This is a genomic window from Thiomicrolovo sp. ZZH C-3 (assembly GCF_054862725.1).
On sequence record NZ_JBTKXX010000002.1, the window covers coordinates 105,082 to 121,820 of the forward strand.

At 53.4% G+C, this 16,739-nt stretch carries 17 protein-coding genes and 1 tRNA gene; 1 reads left to right on the forward strand and 17 read right to left on the reverse strand.

Annotated features, from left to right (window positions below):
- Positions 1-482 precede the first annotated feature (482 nt).
- The 16 genes from rfbB to ACXWTF_RS08990 form a co-directional block, all read right to left on the reverse strand.
- Positions 483-1,550, reverse strand: coding sequence for a dTDP-glucose 4,6-dehydratase (rfbB, locus tag ACXWTF_RS08915; RefSeq protein ID WP_461714665.1), 1,068 nt, complete (start codon positions 1,548-1,550; stop codon positions 483-485).
- Positions 1,550-2,422, reverse strand: a complete 873-nt coding sequence (rfbD, locus tag ACXWTF_RS08920) for a dTDP-4-dehydrorhamnose reductase (RefSeq protein WP_461714666.1) — start codon at positions 2,420-2,422, stop codon at positions 1,550-1,552. Before rfbD ends, rfbB begins: the two co-directional genes overlap by 1 nt.
- A complete protein-coding gene (gene rfbC / locus ACXWTF_RS08925) occupies positions 2,415-2,987 on the reverse strand; it encodes a dTDP-4-dehydrorhamnose 3,5-epimerase (protein WP_461714667.1) in 573 nt (190 codons plus the stop codon). The genes rfbD and rfbC overlap by 8 nt, the downstream gene beginning before the upstream one ends.
- On the reverse strand, positions 2,984-3,874 hold the full coding sequence (gene rfbA, locus ACXWTF_RS08930; RefSeq protein WP_461714668.1) for a glucose-1-phosphate thymidylyltransferase RfbA: 891 nt from the start codon (positions 3,872-3,874) through the stop codon (positions 2,984-2,986). The genes rfbC and rfbA overlap by 4 nt, the downstream gene beginning before the upstream one ends.
- Positions 3,871-4,914: an SDR family oxidoreductase gene (locus tag ACXWTF_RS08935; RefSeq protein ID WP_461714669.1), complete on the reverse strand. Its 1,044-nt coding sequence runs from the start codon at positions 4,912-4,914 to the stop codon at positions 3,871-3,873. Before ACXWTF_RS08935 ends, rfbA begins: the two co-directional genes overlap by 4 nt.
- 3 nt (positions 4,915-4,917) lie before the next feature.
- Positions 4,918-6,177 carry a Vi polysaccharide biosynthesis UDP-N-acetylglucosamine C-6 dehydrogenase TviB gene (gene tviB / locus ACXWTF_RS08940; protein ID WP_461714670.1) on the reverse strand — a complete coding sequence of 420 codons (1,260 nt, stop codon included), beginning with the start codon at positions 6,175-6,177 and terminating at the stop codon, positions 4,918-4,920.
- Positions 6,178-6,190: 13 nt separating this feature from the next.
- On the reverse strand, positions 6,191-6,976 hold the full coding sequence (gene cysQ, locus ACXWTF_RS08945) for a 3'(2'),5'-bisphosphate nucleotidase CysQ (RefSeq protein WP_461714671.1): 786 nt from the start codon (positions 6,974-6,976) through the stop codon (positions 6,191-6,193).
- Complete coding sequence (gene cysC, locus ACXWTF_RS08950; RefSeq protein WP_461714672.1) at positions 6,969-7,604, reverse strand: adenylyl-sulfate kinase; 636 nt, start codon at positions 7,602-7,604, stop codon at positions 6,969-6,971. The genes cysQ and cysC overlap by 8 nt, the downstream gene beginning before the upstream one ends.
- A complete protein-coding gene (locus ACXWTF_RS08955) occupies positions 7,597-7,956 on the reverse strand; it encodes a four helix bundle protein (protein ID WP_461714673.1) in 360 nt (119 codons plus the stop codon). Before ACXWTF_RS08955 ends, cysC begins: the two co-directional genes overlap by 8 nt.
- Before the next feature lie 41 nt (positions 7,957-7,997).
- Complete coding sequence (locus ACXWTF_RS08960) at positions 7,998-9,731, reverse strand: SLC13 family permease (protein ID WP_461714674.1); 1,734 nt, start codon at positions 9,729-9,731, stop codon at positions 7,998-8,000.
- Positions 9,731-11,191, reverse strand: coding sequence for a sulfate adenylyltransferase subunit CysN (cysN, locus tag ACXWTF_RS08965; protein ID WP_461714675.1), 1,461 nt, complete (start codon positions 11,189-11,191; stop codon positions 9,731-9,733). The genes ACXWTF_RS08960 and cysN overlap by 1 nt, the downstream gene beginning before the upstream one ends.
- Complete coding sequence (gene cysD / locus ACXWTF_RS08970; RefSeq protein WP_461714676.1) at positions 11,191-12,102, reverse strand: sulfate adenylyltransferase subunit CysD; 912 nt, start codon at positions 12,100-12,102, stop codon at positions 11,191-11,193. Before cysD ends, cysN begins: the two co-directional genes overlap by 1 nt.
- A 60-nt stretch (positions 12,103-12,162) precedes the next feature.
- Complete coding sequence (gene galE / locus ACXWTF_RS08975; protein ID WP_461714677.1) at positions 12,163-13,206, reverse strand: UDP-glucose 4-epimerase GalE; 1,044 nt, start codon at positions 13,204-13,206, stop codon at positions 12,163-12,165.
- A 161-nt stretch (positions 13,207-13,367) separates the two neighbouring features.
- Positions 13,368-13,440: transfer RNA gene (locus ACXWTF_RS08980), tRNA-Arg, on the reverse strand.
- A gap of 212 nt (positions 13,441-13,652) precedes the next feature.
- Positions 13,653-14,012, reverse strand: coding sequence for a hypothetical protein (locus ACXWTF_RS08985; RefSeq protein WP_461714678.1), 360 nt, complete (start codon positions 14,010-14,012; stop codon positions 13,653-13,655).
- Between the two features lie 5 nt (positions 14,013-14,017).
- Positions 14,018-14,401, reverse strand: coding sequence for a hypothetical protein (locus ACXWTF_RS08990; RefSeq protein ID WP_461714679.1), 384 nt, complete (start codon positions 14,399-14,401; stop codon positions 14,018-14,020).
- A gap of 69 nt (positions 14,402-14,470) precedes the next feature.
- Between ACXWTF_RS08990 and ACXWTF_RS08995 the strand changes: the two genes are divergently transcribed.
- Complete coding sequence (locus tag ACXWTF_RS08995; protein ID WP_461714680.1) at positions 14,471-14,761, forward strand: DUF167 family protein; 291 nt, start codon at positions 14,471-14,473, stop codon at positions 14,759-14,761.
- A 377-nt stretch (positions 14,762-15,138) separates the two neighbouring features.
- On the opposite strand, the gene argS is transcribed toward ACXWTF_RS08995, so the two are convergent.
- Positions 15,139-16,734, reverse strand: a complete 1,596-nt coding sequence (argS, locus tag ACXWTF_RS09000) for an arginine--tRNA ligase (RefSeq protein WP_461714681.1) — start codon at positions 16,732-16,734, stop codon at positions 15,139-15,141.
- Positions 16,735-16,739 lie beyond the last annotated feature (5 nt).

Sequence of the window (16,739 nt, forward strand, 5' to 3'; positions counted from 1 at the left end):
ACATCCATCCGGTCAAACGCATGGTCCGTATCCCTGATGCTCACAAACTGCGCAATCATCACATTCTCTCCAATAACGATATGTTCATTGCAGCCAACAATGGTATATTCACCAATAAATGAATTTTTTCCAAAAACAAACTTTCCTGACCCTTGGATTGTTACATTGGAGTGAAGACAAGTATTTTCACATAGTCTAATGGAAATTTTTTTCTTACTAAAAAAAAAAGGGCGAATTTTCACTCCTCTGTGTATTACAACATTTTTTTCTACTTGTAAGTATTGTGAATGCAATAAGTAAAAATACTTTGTATAGAATTTTTTATACAAAGAAATAATTTTATTTGCAATCTTCATGATTTTTCATTAAACTTTTTGTATTTCATATAGCAGGAAACGATAGTTGTCACCCAGCCATTCGCATAGAATTTATCGACATAGGACATATATTTCTGTTTATCCGGCAGCCATGTTTTCGTGACATTAATCACTGTATTTCTCCAGGTACCATGAAACCGTTTTAATTATACCTGTCTCAAAAGTCTCGTTTGCACACCAGCCCAGTTCCGTCTCGATCTTCGTCGCGTCTATCGCGTAACGGCGGTCATGCCCCGCCCTGTCAGCTACGTAGGAGATTAGCTCCTTGTAGCTTTGGATATGGGATAATGGGGATTGGGGATTGCGATTGGAATTTTTGGAAATTGGGTAGAGTTCGTCCAGGATCTCGCATACCTTGTCCGCGATATAGTTATTGGTGCGCTCGTTACGGCCGCCGATGTTATAGACCTCGCCGCTGTTTCCCTTGTGGTATGCCAGGTCGATCCCGGTGCAGTGGTCTCGCACGTAGAGCCAGTCGCGGATGTTCTTGCCGTCGCCGTAGATCGGGATGGCTTCCCCATGCAGCGCCTTGCGGATGATCGTCGGGATGAGCTTCTCGTCGTGCTGCTTGGGGCCGTAGTTATTCGAACAGTTGGTGATGATCGTATCCATGCCGTAGGTGTGGTGATAGCTGCGCACGACCATGTCGCTGCCCGCCTTGGAAGCGCTGTAGGGCGAGTTCGGGGCATACGGCGTCTCTTCGGTAAAGAGTCCCTCCTCGCCAAGTGTGCCGTACACCTCATCGGTTGAAATATGGTGGAAACGGCACCCCTCGTAGCCTTCGTTGTAGACGAAAGGTTTGTGCATCCACTTTTTGTAGGCAACGTCGATCAGGGTAAAGGTCCCGTTGACGTTGGTTTCGATGAAAACGCCCGGGTTTTTGATGGAGTTGTCCACGTGGCTCTCCGCCGCGAAATGGATAACGCCGCGGATATCAAAATCGTCAAAGATCTTCCCGACCAAACCCCGATCGCAGATATTGCCTTCTATAAATGCGTAGCGGGGATGCCCCTCGACCTCTTTGAGATTTTCAAGATTCCCGGCGTAAGTCAGCAGATCGAGGTTGACCAGGTTGTAGCCGGGATGGTTGTCGAGAAAATAGGGAACGAAGTTGCTCCCGATGAAGCCGGCACACCCCGTGACCAGAATGGTTTTGTTGTTATTATCAAACATTAATGCGTCTCTCCTAATTTTTCCAGACAACTATTGAGACTGTCCCGCCAATATGGAATCGTCAAACCAAAATCCCTTTTAATTTTCATTTTGTTCAGCAGGCTGTAGTGCGGCCGCGTCGCTGGCGTCGGATACGCTTTGGTCTCGATCGGGTTGACGGTACAGCCAACCCCGGCCAATTCGAAAATCGCCTTTGCGAAATCGTACCAGCTGCAGACTCCCTCGTTTGAATAGTGGTAGACCTCGGTGCCTTCACTTTCTAAAAGCGGCAATATATCGAGAATAACCCGGGCCAGGTCACGGGCATAGGTCGGCGTACCGATCTGGTCAAAGATCACACCGAGTTCGTCCCGCTCACGGCCCAGCCGCAGCATCGTTTTGACAAAGTTGCTCCCGAATTCGGAGTAGACCCATGACGTGCGGATGATCGCGGAACGGGGAGGGTTGATGGCCCGCATCGCCTCCTCCCCGTCAAGTTTCGTCTGCCCGTAAACTCCCTGCGGATTCGTCGGTTCGTTTTCCGTGTAAGGCTTGTAGTTGCTGCCGTCAAAAACGTAATCGGTAGAGATATGAACGAGCGAGATCCCTTTTGCCTTGGCAATATGTGCCAGTGTCTCGACTGCCCGGTGATTGATTGCATTGGCCATTTCCGGTTCGCTTTCCGCTTTGTCGACAGCAGTATAGGCTGCACAGTTAATGATGACGTCAAAAGTTTTCCCGTCAAAAAAACGTCCGATCTGCGCCGTATCCGCGAGATCGGCATCGGCGCGATCGATAAATGTAAAATTGAATTGATCCGTCTGCTCGCTCAATACACGCAGTTCGCTGCCGAGCTGGCCGTCCGCACCGGTCACTAGTATGCGCTTAGGCATAATAGTCTACTCCATATTCGAAGTACTCAGCTTCTGTAAAAAAGGGCTGCTTCATGTCTTTTTCGGAGAGTTTCAACTTTGACGCATCAATCTGCCAGTCGATGCCTAGCGCCGGATCGTCAAATGCCATTCCCCGATCGTTTTCGGGGGAGTAGTAGTTATCGACTTTGTAGGCGAATGTCGCCTCATCCGAGAGGACGACAAAACCGTGTGCAAAACCGCGCGGGATAAACATCTGCCGCATATTCTCGCCCGAGAGTTCAACGGCGACATGTTTGCCGAAAGTCGGACTGCCTTTGCGGATATCGACAGCGACATCGAGAGCCCGCCCCTGAATGACCCGTACCAGCTTCGTCTGTGCGGCCGGCGCCAGCTGATAATGCAGCCCCCGCAGTACACCGTAGGAAGATTTCGACTCATTATCCTGGCAGAAGTTTACTGTGTACCCTAGAAACGCTTCCAACTTCTCTTGCCTGTATGTCTCGACAAAATAACCCCGTGCATCGCCATGCACCTTCGGTTCAATAATGACGACGTCCAGGATCTCTGTACGGATAAATGTCATCGCTGCACCATCCCGCTCTCGGCCCGGCGCAGCAAGTACTGGCCGTACTGGTTCTTCTTGAGCGGCTGTGCCAATGCAATGAGCTGCTCGCGGTCGATATAGCCCATCTCGTAGGCTATCTCCTCGATACAGGCAACCTTGAGCCCCTGCCGTTTCTCGATGGTCTGGATAAAATTGGAGGCATCGAGCAGGCTCTCATGGGTACCCGTATCGAGCCAGGCGTAACCTCGTCCCATCAGCTCAACTTTCAGTTTCCCATGCTCAAGGTAGGTCTGGTTGACCGTGGTGATCTCCAGTTCGCCGCGTGCGGATGGCTTGACACCTTTCGCGATCCCAACAACGGAGTTGGGGTAAAAATAGAGGCCCGTTACCGCGTAGTTCGATTTGGGGGCCTCCGGTTTCTCTTCGATACTGACAGCATTACCCGCGTCGTCGAACTCAACCACGCCGTAGCGCTGAGGATCGTTGACGTAGTAACCGAAGACCGTTGCCTTTCCTGCCTCTTCGACATTTTTAACGGACTGCGCCAGCAGCTTCGTAAATCCCTGACCGTAGTAAATGTTGTCCCCGAGGACGAGGCAGACATCATCTTCCCCGATAAAATCCTCCCCAAGGATGAACGCCTGTGCCAGGCCGTCGGGAGAGGGTTGAGCGACATACTCGAACCGCATCCCGATGTCATGCCCGTCCCCGAGAAGCTCTTCAAACCGCGGCAGGTCGTTCGGGGTCGAGATGATGAGGACCTCCCGGATGCCGGCAAGCATCAGGACGGAGAGAGGGTAATAGATCATCGGCTTGTCGTAAATAGGCGTGAGCTGCTTGCTCACACCGCGTGTAATGGGATAAAGCCGTGTGCCGCTGCCCCCTGCAAGTATGATCCCTTTCATCGCCCGTTCCTTTTTTCAAAGTCCTTGATATACCATTCGATCGCCTGCTGCATCCCCTGGTAGATATTATGTGTCGGCTCAAAGCCGACCAGCGTCTTCGCTTTGGTAATATCGGCGTTCGAATGGCGGATATCACCGGGGCGGAAATCGCGGTAAACTGCCTCTTTGCGTTGGAACCCTTCCACATGTTTCATCAGCTCTTCGCTAATCAGATCGTAGAGTTCATTGAGTGTATTTCTGCCGCCGACGGCAACATTGAAGGCTTCGCCGAAAGCTGCATCATTCTTCGTAAGGCCCGCAAGAACATTCATCTGGATCACATTGTCGATGTAGGTAAAATCACGGCTGGTTTCTCCGTCGCCATTAATGTAAACATCTTCGCCTGTCAGCAGCGAACCGATCCATTTCGGGATGACAGCCGCATAGGCCCCGTCGGGGGTTTGACGGCGTCCGAACACGTTGAAGTAACGAAGACCGATCGTCTCAAGTCCGTAAGTTCTCCAGAAAACATCACCGTACAGCTCGTTGGTTTTCTTCATGACCGAATAGGGTGACAACAGGTTCCCCGTTCGCGCTTCGACCTTGGGCAGCTCTTTTGAATCGCCGTAAACCGAACTTGAACTCGCATAGACGAAGCGTTTTATCCCTGCATCCTTGGCAGCCGTCATCATGTTCAGAAACCCTGTAATGTTGGAGCGATTCGACGTGATCGGGTCTGCAATCGAACGCGGTACGGACCCGAGTGCCGCCTGGTGCAGTACAATGTCAACCCCTTTGCATGCTTCCTGGCATGCGGTAAGGTCCGCAATGTCACCTTCGATAAAACGGAAACGCTTAGCGGCTTCCGTGCCGACGCAAGCCCGGACGTCGTCAAGATTGTGCTGAAAGCCGTTGGAAAAGTTGTCGATTCCGACAACGTTTTGATGATGCCTTAACAGAAATTCGGTCAGATTCGACCCGATAAAACCGGCACACCCGGTCACCAGCCAGGTCTTTTGCTCCTGCTGCAGCCGCAATTTCAACTGTTCAAATGCCGTCATATTTTAAAGCCTTCCATCGACTAATTTTTCATCGACAAACGACTTGATGTCAAACAGGACGCTCTTGTCGGTCTTGTGAAGATCGAGCGTTTTGAACTCATTGTGGGCGACCGCCAATACGATGGCTTCATAACTGTCATAATCAAATGCATCGATCAGCTCTATGCCGTATGCTTGCCGGACCTCCGCCTTGTCCGCCCAGGGATCGTACACCTCGATGCTCGTGCCGAATTCCCGCAACTCGTGGATAACGTCGATAACACGGCTGTTACGGATATCCGGGCAGTTTTCCTTAAAAGTAATGCCCAGTACGAGCACTTTTGACCCTTCAATCTTGTGCCCCTTTTTGATCATCAGCTTGATCACCTGATTGGCGACATAGATACCCATGTTGTCATTGAGACGGCGTCCTGCAAGGATAATCTCGGGGTTGTAGCCGACGGCCTGTGCTTTGTGCGTCAGGTAATAGGGATCGACGCCGATGCAGTGACCGCCGACAAGGCCCGGACGGAACGGCAGAAAATTCCATTTCGTCCCCGCGGCCTCGAGTACGGCCTCTGTATCAATGCCAAGCTTGTTGAAAATGATGGCGAGTTCGTTAACGAAGGCAATATTGATATCGCGCTGGGAATTCTCAATGACTTTTGCGGCCTCAGCGACTTTGATGGAAGGCGCGAGGTGCGTTCCCGCCGTAATAATACTCGCATAGAGTGCATCAACCCGCTTGCCGATCTCCGGTGTGGAACCGGACGTTACCTTCAGGATCTTCTTGACTGTATGTTCTTTGTCCCCCGGGTTGATCCGCTCCGGGCTGTAACCGCAGAAGAACTCCTCGTTAAACTTCAGGCCGCTGACACGTTCCAGTACCGGTACGCACTCCTCTTCCGTCGCCCCCGGATAAACGGTGGATTCGTAGATGACAATATCGCCTTTTTTGAGGACCTTCCCGATAGATTCGCTGGCTTTGATCAGAGGTGTAAGATCGGGCCGCTTATATTCGTCGATCGGTGTCGGTACCGTGACAATATAGATAGTACAGTCAGCAATTTCATCGAGTACATTCGTAAAATGCATCCCGTGTGCGATCGCTTCCTTCACCTGGCTTTCGCTCAATTCAAGCGTACGGTCCGTTCCGCTTCGCAATTCGTCAATGCGCCACTGAGCGATATCAAACCCGGTGACACTGTATTTTTCGCTGAATGCATGTGCCAGAGGCAGACCGACGTAACCCAAACCTATGACGGCTATCTTATCTTTGCTCATTGCTTACCCATTTTCATTTATGAAGTTCTTTGACTACAAACCAAGGATTCAAAAGATCAGGTTTATTGTAGATAACCGGTACGTCCTCAGACATATCAGGTCTGTATTGATACGTCATTTTTCCGCTTTCGCGCACAATAGCGTCTGCTGCTGCCGTATCCCACTCCATCGTCGGGGCGAGACGGGGGTAGATGTCAGCTTCCCCTTCTGCAACCATGCAGAGCTTAAGCGAACTTCCTTTGGAAACCTGCTGTATCTCCTCCGTCGTTTTCGCCAATGTGTCAATAAACGCCTGGGTCTCTTCGGAGAGGTGCGACTTGCTCGCAACGACATTGAGGTACATCTCCGGGGTCAGGTTGCGTTTCAGCGGCAGGCTCTGGCCGTTCTTGAAAGCGCCCTCCCCCTTTTTCGCCTTGTACATGTCGCCCAGGGCCGGGGCGTAGACGACGCCGAGGACAGGCGTGTCTTTGTGGATCAGTGCAATATTGACGGTAAACTCGCCGTTTTTCTTGATGAACTCCTTGGTGCCGTCGATAGGGTCGATGCACCAGTAGTACTCCCAGTTCTTGCGTTCGTCGTAGGGGACGGCCTTGTTCTCTTCCGAGAGCAGCGGGATCTCCGGATAAAGCTCGCCGAGCGCCTGGCAGATGATCTCGTTGGAAGTCGTATCGGCTTCAGTCAGCGGGGATTTGTCGTCTTTGTACTCGACGGCGAAATCCTGCGCGTAAATTTCCATAATGGCCTTGCCCGCTTTTTCCGCGATGGCAACGACATTCTCAAGATCAATCTTTTCAAGCATGAAGGTATCCTTTTGTCTTCAGGTAGTCAATGACCTGCTGTGCAGCGTCATCGACGGAGATGTTGTAATTTATGACATTGATTTCCGGGGCTTTAGGCGCCTCGTATGGGGAGTCAATGCCCGTAAAGTTCGGGATCTCCCCGGCCCGGGCTTTTTTATAGAGCCCTTTTGGGTCACGCGCTTCGCAGGTCTCCAGTGGTGTATTAATAAAGACTTCGACAAACTCGCCCTCATCGACAAGGGCGCGTACCCGTTCCCGATCCTCCCGGAACGGCGAGATAAACGCCGTCAGCACGATCGTGCCGGCATCAACAAAGAGTTTCGCGACTTCGCCGATGCGGCGGATGTTCTCGATGCGGTCTTCATCGGAAAACCCAAGCCCGCGGTTCAGCCCATGGCGGATGTTGTCGCCGTCGAGCAGGTAGGTGTGCTTCCCCATCGCCAGAAGTTTCGTCTCAACAGCATTGGCAACGGTACTTTTGCCCGACCCGCTGAGCCCTGTAAACCAGAGGATGCAGGGCTTTTGTTCCTTGAGAGTGCTACGCTCCCCTTTATTTACGTGGTGGTCGTGCCAAACAATGTCCGGGTGTTGGGTGCTGGGTGCTGGGTTATTGGTACTTTTAGACATGGGTTTTCCTATGCTCAATTAATCGCTTCAACATTTTTGATAGTGTATGGCACTCATCCAATCTTTTCGCATATAGATCTGCTTCGAGATAGCCAAGCTCATACGCAATGATAAGCTGTGTTTTCACTTCTGCCAACGAACCATTCGCTATATAGAAAAAACGAACAGCCTCCTTGTTGGTTTCGCGTTCATCACCTTCTGCAATATTTGAAGGCACGGAAACCGCAGCCCGTCTGATCTGGTCTTTTAGTCCATAGTCTTTTTCAAAAGCAGGACCCAAGGTCAAACGATAGATATCAACACTCAAATTCTTCGCCCTTTTCCATATATCCAGTTCCTGAAAATCACCCATTTTCTGTCATCCTCCCTGCAACCTAACACCTAACTACCTCCCTACCCTTCAAACGGGAAAAAGAGCGGCACCAGCGTCAGTACGACCGCGCTGTAGAGCACGGAGACCGGCAGACCGATTCTCACATAGTCTTTAAACTTGTAGCCACCCGGACCGTACACCATCAGGTTTGTCTGATAGCCGTAGGGACTGAGGAAACTCGCGCTGGCCCCGTAGGCAACGGCCATGACAAAAGGCATGGGATCTGCACCAAGCGACATCGATGTCGCATACGCGATGGGAAAGCTGAGGGCCGCTGCCGCATTGTTCGTAATGATCTCCGTCAACAGGAAGGTCATCAGGTAAATAGCCGCAAAACTGCCGTAAACACCCATCCAATCGGTCGTTTCCGTAATAAACGCCCCCAGCATGCCTGCCACCCCGCTTTGCATGAGCACCTGCGCTATTCCCAGCGCAGAGCCGATGATCAGCACCAGCTCGAAAGGGAAGGTCCGCTTGATCTCGGCGAGGTCGAGGAATTTCATCAAAAGGAAAAGCCCCAACAGAAACAGCAGCCCTTTGAGAAAAAGGATGACTTTCATGGCGCTCAGCACGATCACACCGAGAAAAAGCAGCATAATTGCCAGGCTGCTTTTGGCATCGAACTTTTTCGTCAGCGGGCGGTCCGAAACAAAGTAGAAATTCTTTTTCAGATTGTCGCGCTTGGAAAAATCCTCGCCGGCCGCCAAAAGCAGTGTATCACCGGCCTGCAGACGGATATTGCCCAGTTTCCCGGAGAGTTTTTCGTTCCCCCTCCGGACAGCGACAACCGCCGCATCGAATTTCATCCTGAACTCCGCCTCCTTGATCGTCTTGCCGACAAGGTTCGATTCATGGGATACGACGACTTCCGTCAGGTTCGTCTGCAGCGTACAGCGGCTGTCACCAAAGATGGAGAGTCCCTTGAAACGGTTAAGCTCATGGATATCGCGCATGTTCCCGGTAAAGATCAGCACGTCACCGGCCTGCAGCACCTCCCGCGGCGTTACGGGCGAAACAAGTTCCTTGCCCCGGAGCAGTTCGGCCACGAAGAGCTGTTCCATGTTGCGCAGCCCGTTCTCCTGGATACTTCGCCCGATCAGAGGGGAGCCCTCTTCAACCCGTGCTTCGAGAAAATAGTGTGCTTCTTCTTTCTCTTTTTTCACGTCGTACCCCGGCAGAAGCGCCGGACCGGCAAGACTGAGAAAGAGCGTTCCGATCGCGACGATGGGCAATCCGACATACAAAAAATCAAAGAGCCCGAGCGGCTCCAGGCCCGCTTCGATGACAAAGCCGTTGACGATCAGGTTTGTAGAGGTACCGATCAGCGTCATCGTCCCGCCGAAAATAGCGGCATAGGAGAGCGGAATCAGGATCTTGGAGGGGAGCATATGGCGATTGTTTTTGGCCATACCGAGCATCGACGCGACGACGGCCGTATTATTCAGAAAAGCGGAAAAGATCGATGTCATTCCTGTGAACCGCAACAGAGATGCAAAACGGTTCGTCGAAAAAGCAAAACGGGCCATCCACTCGACAACGGCCGTCCGCTCGATAACGCCGGAGAGGATGATCAGTAGCACCAGGACCATCAGCGAAGGATTGACAAAGTTCTGTAGCATCGTTTTCGTCTCGATCAGACCGGCAAAATAATACAGTGCCAGCAACCCGCCGAACAGGACGGCAGGCCTCATGGTGCCGCGCACCAGCAAGACGACCAGCAGTGCCAATGTAACCAATACCCCCGCTGCTGTCATCACACCTCTTCGGAAAAGAATTCCCGCATATCTCGGGCTCCCCAGTGCGGGAAGTGTTTGCGGATAAGCTGATTCAGTTCCAGTTCGAATGCGGAGATAGCCGGGGTCTGTTCGACTTCCCTTGATGCTACATCGACGATCATCCCCGCGCCCACCGTATTGTTCGTGACGCGGTCGATGACGATGAAGCTGCCGGTCTGGCGGTTGTCCGTATAGTGGTCAGCGGCAATAGGACGGTTCAATACAAGCTTGCATGATGCGATATCATTGAGGGTAAGCGTCTCGACCTGCTCGCGCTCATAGGTATTGACGTCGACCTTGTAATTGATGTGTTCGAATTGTCCCGAAGCGAGGGAGGTCGCACGCTTGATGTCGTAGGCGTTTCCGGGTTTCATCGGGGCCTCGTCCATCCAGACGAGCATCACCTTCAATGCATTGGAGACCCGCGGGACGGCTTCGGTATGCACGATCATATCGCCGCGGCTGATGTCAACCTCCTCCGTCGTCGTGATCGTCACGGCCATCGGGGCGCTTGCCTCCAGTGTCGTAGCATTCCTGTCCGCTTCGGTGATGTCACCGGAGTTGATAATGCCCTTGACCGTCGTCGTCTTGCCCGAAGGAAGCACGGTCACGGCATCGCCGACCCTTATAGTTCCCGAAGCGATCGTCCCGCAGAAACCGCGGAAGTCGAGGTTGGGACGGTTGACGTACTGGACGGGGAAGCGGAAACTCTCCATCCCGCCGTCGTGGGAGAGATCCATGGTATCGAGCTGTTCAAGCAGGGGTTTTCCCTGATACCACGGTGTTTTGTCACTCTTGTCGACGACGTTGTCGCCGTCCAGGGCACTCATCGGGATATAGATCGTCTCCGGGCGTTTGCCGCCGCCCATCGGCAGCTGTGCCAGGACCTCCTCTTCATAGGCCGCCTTGATCTCGTTGAAACGCGCTTCGGAGAACTCTACCAGGTCCATCTTGTTGACGGCAACGATGATATGCCGGATACCGAGCAGATTGACAATGTAGGTATGGCGGCGTGTCTGGGTGAGGATCCCTTTGCGGGCATCGATGAGAATGATCGCGACGTCCGCAGTCGAGGCGCCGGTGACCATGTTGCGCGTGTACTGTTCATGGCCCGGCGTGTCGGCGATAATGTATTTGCGCTTGTCGGTGGCAAAGAAACGGTAGGCGACGTCGATCGTGATCCCCTGCTCCCGTTCGCTCTGCAGCCCGTCGACGAGCAGCGCCATGTCGATCTTCTCGCCGGTCGTACCGTACTTCTTGCTTTCGCTCTCTGCCGCGGCAAGCTGGTCTTCGAAGATCATCTTCGAGTCATACAGCAGCCGCCCGATCAGCGTACTCTTTCCGTCGTCTACGCTGCCGCAGGTCAAAAAGCGGAGCATATCCTTGTTCTCGTGCTCTTTGAGATAAGCTTCGATATTTTCTGCCGGTGTATGCGCCATTAAAAGTACCCCTCAATCTTTTTCTTTTCCATCGCCCCTTCCTGATCCTTGTCGATCAGGCGGCCTTCGCGTTCGCTGCTCTTGGAGAGGAGCATTTCGCGGATGATCTCCGGCAGGGTGCTTGCCGTTGAATTGATGGCCCCCGTCAGCGGGTAGCACCCCAGGGTCCGGAAACGCACCATCTCATTCTTCGCCTTGGCTTTCAGCGCTTCGGGCACCCGTTCGTCATCGACCATGATCTTGGTCCCTTCATACTCGACCACCGGGCGCTCTTTCGCGAAATAGAGCGACGGGATGGGGATCTGCTCAAGATAGATGTACTGCCAGATATCCAGTTCCGTCCAGTTGGAAATCGGGAAGACCCGGACGCTTTCGCCCCTCTGAATCGCCGTGTTATAGACGTTCCACAGCTCCGGGCGCTGGTTTTTCGGGTCCCAGCGGTGCTGCTTGTCGCGGAAGGAGAAGATGCGCTCTTTCGCACGCGACTTCTCCTCGTCCCGGCGTGCCCCGCCGATGATGGCATCGTAGCCACCCATGTTGAGCGCCTGCTTCAGCCCCTCCGTCTTCATGACGTCGGTATGGACCTTGCTGCCGTGTTTGAAGGGGGAGATATCCATCTTCTCCCCTTCGGGGTTGGAGTGCACCACGAGGTCGAACCCCAGCTCCTTTGCCCGGCGGTCGCGGAATTCGATCATCTCGCCGAACTTCCATTTCGTATCGACATGCAGCAGCGGGAAAGGCACCTTGCCCGGGGCGAATGCCTTCATTGCCAGATGCAGCATCACTGACGAGTCCTTGCCGACAGAGTACATCATCACCGGATTCGTAAATGCGGCGGCGACTTCGCGCAGGATGTAGACCGACTCCGCCTCCAGCTGTTTCAGGTGGGTCAGACGCTTTTCATCAATCATACTAATTTTCCTCCAGAGAAGTTAGTCATATTTTTTTCACTTAATCTTGTTAAACATATATTATTCATCATTTTTCCTTTCCCACGCCAAAGCCGTCTTACAGATAAGTAACAGGTCATCATAACGCGCATGCCACTTCAGCACGTTCTTGATACGCTGATTGTCTGCGATAAGTAGTGCCGGGTCACCGGCTCTTCTTTGGCCCTTTGCAACGGTGAAGTCGACACCGCTTACCTTCTTCATGGTCTCAATCACCTGCTTCACGCTGAACCCGTGCCCGTAGCCGACATTGAAAATGTTGGGTACGCCATCCTCTCCGTCCGTCGCACCAAGGTACTCAAGAGCTCGAAGGTGTGCCGCTGCGAGATCCTCAACGTGGAGGTAATCACGGATACAGGTCCCGTCTTCGGTATCGTAATCCTCGCCGTACACCGTAATGCTGTCGCGTTTGCCGAGAGCCGTTTTGACGACCAGCGGAATGAGGTGGGTTTCCGGTTCGTGCCACTCTCCGATGCGAGGCGTCTCGTTGCTCGTAGTTACGTCCGCACCGGAGACGTTGAAGTAACGCAAAATGACATAGTCGAAATCGTCTTTTACCGCTGCCGTGTCGCGGATAACCCTTTCGCTCATCAGCTTGCTCATGCCGTAGGGGTTGATGGGATCGGTCGGTGTGGTCTCTTTCACCGGTACTTCCCGGGGCTCGCCGTAGACAGCCGCGGTGGAGGAGAAGATAAACTTCCCGATACCCGCTTCGACACACCGGCTGACAAGGTGCGTCGTATTGACGGTATTATTCATATAGTATTTGAGGGGGTTTGCAACCGATTCTGAAACGATACTGCTCGCTGCGAAATGCATGACGGCATCAAACGTCTCTGTCATAAAGAGTTTCGCCACGGCTTTGAAATCGGCCAGGTCCATCTTGTAAAAACGCAACGCACCTCGGTTCGCCTCATGGGCAATGCTTTCAAGCGTCTCCACCGTCTCAAGATGGCCGGTGGAGAGGTTATCGAGAATGCAGACATCGTGGTCCGTCTCTTCCAGCAGCTGCTTGACGACATGCGAACCGATGTAACCGGCGCCGCCGGTGACCAAAACCTGCATTACATCCCTTTATTTTTGTCTTGCAATCATACCCCGCGGGGGGTAAACCCTCTATTAAAATGTGTTACAAATTACTAAAAAAATGGAATATATTCAAGTGTATATCTGATGCTTTATTCTACATAGTTGATACATATTCTATGGGCGTGCATAAAAAGTAGTGTCCCCACGAGGACTCGAACCTCGAGCTAGGCCTTAGGAGGGCCCTGCTTTATCCTGTTAAGCGATGAGGACATAAACCCGTAACAGGCGGCGGAGTTCACCGAATCTGCCTCGATCATTGCCGCATCGAATGCTCTGCAAATTTTCTTGAATTGCACTTATGCAGTCCTTCGAAAATTTACAGAACCTCGCTACAGCAAGCACCGGCGCACCTTCGGCACCCCCCACCGCCTGTTACGGGTTAACCCGAAAAAAGAAGAATTGTATTGTATCGAACGGAGCTTTCAATACTGGTAGACGCACTCTTTGTAGATGATCTTGACAACGGGCTGGACGTTGTTGACGCGCCACTGCTCTTCGATGACGCTCTGGCGCAAGCCGCTGCGTTCGCGGTCCGCCGCGCGGAGTTTGCGCACGATCTCCGTGTACTTGTAATTGCGCGGGTCGTTACGGCACCACGCCATCAGTTCGCTCCCTTTGGCGATGTAACGGTAGTAGTAGTCATAGCGCGACGTCGGGGACTGGATGCGTTTCGCGGCGCGGTACTGCTTATCGAGGGCACTAAAGTCGTTTTCGAGTTTTTCACACAACACCGCACCCAGCAACACCGGAAAGAACATGAGGACAATGATAGATATTTTCATGATGTTCACCTCGGCAAAGGGTGGATGCCCTGCTGAATCGTGCCGCAGCGCACCTCTGTCACCACCGGCGGGTGGGTAATGGCGTAGCGTTTCAGCTCTGCAACATTTTCCAGGTGGAAAGCGGCGACGTCGGCCTTTTCGGGAGAGATCTTTTTGCCGAGCATATACCACTTCGTCGTGCTCATCCGGTCTTTGCATGCTCTATAGATCTTCCCCCCTTCGCTCCTGAACTGCCGTATCACCTTTTCGCTTGTCGGAGAGGGTATTTCGGCCTCCATCACCGCATCATATGCCTTTTCAACCGGTGCGAAGGCTGCAAGCATCCGGGTACACTCCTGCCGTGTCGCGGCAAAGAGCAGCATGGGGACGATCAGGATAAAAAGTTTCATGCGAAGCCTTCTTACGCACGTTGCCGGCAGCGGGGTGTTTCACCCTTAGCTACGCGCTATAATGCCGTTATGTGGTACACCTTCGATAACGACGACCTTATTCTGCAGTTGCGCATCCAGCCAAAAGCGAGTTCCAACGAACTGGCTGAAATTATGGGAGAAGAGCGCAAACTGCGCATTACCGCCCCGCCCGTGGACGGCAAGGCCAATAAACACATCATAGCACTGCTGGCAAAAATGTGCAAGGTTGCCAAAGGGGACGTGACAATAGAGTCAGGTGAACTGGGAAGAAACAAGAAGGTCCGGGTCAAAAGCCCCCGGCTACTGCCTGAGGGCGTCGAACCGCCGGCGCCAGTGTGACTCGCACTACATCTCACAAGAGCTTCGGCACGCCGAAGCGCATCCATCAATAGGCGACCTGTCGTTAAGCGTGCCTTGAAAACCGCTGCGGAGGCATAAAGCCGGGAGCAGCGTGCGATTCGCGCAACGACGATTTTCTTTTGTTTCTTTTCTTTGTAAAAAGAAAAGATAGAGCAGACTGTTCATGCCACTTTTTTAAAAAAAGTAGCGCAAAAAGCGGCCTTTCGCGAATCGCTCATCCCTCCCGGCTTTATGCCTCCGGGATGGCTTACAAAGAGCGCTCAAGGCCAATTTCCAATTTATTGAATGCGCTTCGACGTGTCAAAGCTTTTTTTGAAAAAGAAAGGAATTAGTGGGTACGAAAGTAAGCGCTTGGCTTACTTCTCGTCGGCGACCATCCGGTCTTTGGCCGTGATCCCCATCAGGGAGAGGCCCGTGCGGATGGAGAGGGCGACCATCAGGAAGAGTTTGAGCAGTTTCGCCTCCTCCTCGGTCCCCAGAACGCGGTAGTCGTAGTAGAACTTGTGCAGACGGGCCGCGAGGGACTTGAGGTACTCCGGCAGCTTCTGCACCTGGCGCGATGCGAAGGCGTCCTCGATCACCTCGGGCAGCAGCAGCGCCTCGAAGAGCAGCGCGTCGGCATCGGCATTGAGCCCTGTGAGTTCCGCCGCCATGATCTGCTCTTCGCTCAACTCGCTCTTGGAGAGGATCGTCTGGATCCGCGCATGGGCGTAGTTGATGTAGTAGACCGGATTCGAGTTATCCTGCTTCTTGAGCGTCTCGACGTCAAACTCCAGCGCCGTATCGCTCTTCTTGCTCGCGAAGATGAAGCGCAGGGCGTCTGCGCCGATCTCCTCGACGATGTCGCTCATCAAAATGACGTTGCCGGCCCGCTTGCTCATCTTGTACGGCTCGCCGTCTTTGAGCAGGCTGACCATCTGCGACAGAAGGATCTCCAGCTTGTCGGCATCGTACCCCAGGAAGCGTGCCGCCGCTTTGACCCGGGCAATATAACCGTGGTGGTCCGCGCCCCAGATGTTGATGTAGTGGTCAAACCCCTGCTCGAACTTGCGGTTATGGTAGACGATGTCGCCGGCCAGGTAGGTCGGACGGCCGTCTTCGCGCACGACGACGCGGTCTTTCTCGTCCCCGTGCTCCGTCGAACGGAGCCAGAGCTTCTCTTCGCCTTCGTAGACACCCTCGCCGAGCTTCTTCATGACCCGGTCCCAGTCGTCGTAAAGCGACGCTTCGCTGACGAAGGTATCGAAGTGGATGTTCGCGTCGCCCAGGTCGGAGACGATGAGATCCATCACCTTATCCTTCGCCCAGAGCGCGAGCTCTTTCTGGCGGTCGGCGTTAGTGAGAATGTCGCTGCCGAAGGCGCCGAGCGCCTCTTCGGCCAGGATCGTCATGTATTCGCCGCGGTAGTACTTCTCAGGCCACTCGACTTCCATGTTGAGAACACTGTGCTGCCCTTCAAGCTGCAGGCTGACGCCAAGAAGGTCGATCTGGTTCCCGGCGTCGTTGACGTAGTACTCCGCCGTGATGTCGTAGCCCAGGCGGCGTCCGAGACGCAGGAGTGTGTCGCCGTAGACCGCGCCGCGGGCGTGGCCGATGTGCAGCGGACCCGTCGGGTTGGCGCTGACGAACTCGAGCAGGATCTTGCCTTCGCGGTCGGCATGCCCGAACTGTTCGGGGTTCTGCAGGGCCCAGCCGGCGTACTCGTCCATGAATGCTTCGGAAAGGCGGAAATTGATGTACCCCTTCGTTGCTTCGACCGCGGAGAACATCGCATGTTCGCCGAAGGAGGATGCCAGTTCGTCGGCGATCACCATCGGCGATTTGCGCAGCTCTTTGGCCAGTGAAAAGGCAATGGGGGTGGCGTAGTGCCCGAAAGAGCGGTCTTTGGGCTTTTCGAGCACGACCTCGCGCTCAAATTGCGCTTTGAGAAGCGCCGATACACGCTGTTTCAAATCGA

Coding starts and splice junctions, on each gene's coding strand:
- rfbB (WP_461714665.1), bottom strand. CDS start 1,550: ATGTTTGATAATAACAACAAAACCATTCTGGTCACGGGGTGTGCCGGC.
- rfbD (WP_461714666.1), bottom strand. CDS start 2,422: ATGCCTAAGCGCATACTAGTGACCGGTGCGGACGGCCAGCTCGGCAGC.
- rfbC (WP_461714667.1), bottom strand. CDS start 2,987: ATGACATTTATCCGTACAGAGATCCTGGACGTCGTCATTATTGAACCG.
- rfbA (WP_461714668.1), bottom strand. CDS start 3,874: ATGAAAGGGATCATACTTGCAGGGGGCAGCGGCACACGGCTTTATCCC.
- ACXWTF_RS08935 (WP_461714669.1), bottom strand. CDS start 4,914: ATGACGGCATTTGAACAGTTGAAATTGCGGCTGCAGCAGGAGCAAAAG.
- tviB (WP_461714670.1), bottom strand. CDS start 6,177: ATGAGCAAAGATAAGATAGCCGTCATAGGTTTGGGTTACGTCGGTCTG.
- cysQ (WP_461714671.1), bottom strand. CDS start 6,976: ATGCTTGAAAAGATTGATCTTGAGAATGTCGTTGCCATCGCGGAAAAA.
- cysC (WP_461714672.1), bottom strand. CDS start 7,604: ATGTCTAAAAGTACCAATAACCCAGCACCCAGCACCCAACACCCGGAC.
- ACXWTF_RS08955 (WP_461714673.1), bottom strand. CDS start 7,956: ATGGGTGATTTTCAGGAACTGGATATATGGAAAAGGGCGAAGAATTTG.
- ACXWTF_RS08960 (WP_461714674.1), bottom strand. CDS start 9,731: ATGACAGCAGCGGGGGTATTGGTTACATTGGCACTGCTGGTCGTCTTG.
- cysN (WP_461714675.1), bottom strand. CDS start 11,191: ATGGCGCATACACCGGCAGAAAATATCGAAGCTTATCTCAAAGAGCAC.
- cysD (WP_461714676.1), bottom strand. CDS start 12,102: ATGATTGATGAAAAGCGTCTGACCCACCTGAAACAGCTGGAGGCGGAG.
- galE (WP_461714677.1), bottom strand. CDS start 13,206: ATGCAGGTTTTGGTCACCGGCGGCGCCGGTTACATCGGTTCGCATGTC.
- ACXWTF_RS08985 (WP_461714678.1), bottom strand. CDS start 14,012: ATGAAAATATCTATCATTGTCCTCATGTTCTTTCCGGTGTTGCTGGGT.
- ACXWTF_RS08990 (WP_461714679.1), bottom strand. CDS start 14,401: ATGAAACTTTTTATCCTGATCGTCCCCATGCTGCTCTTTGCCGCGACA.
- ACXWTF_RS08995 (WP_461714680.1), top strand. CDS start 14,471: ATGTGGTACACCTTCGATAACGACGACCTTATTCTGCAGTTGCGCATC.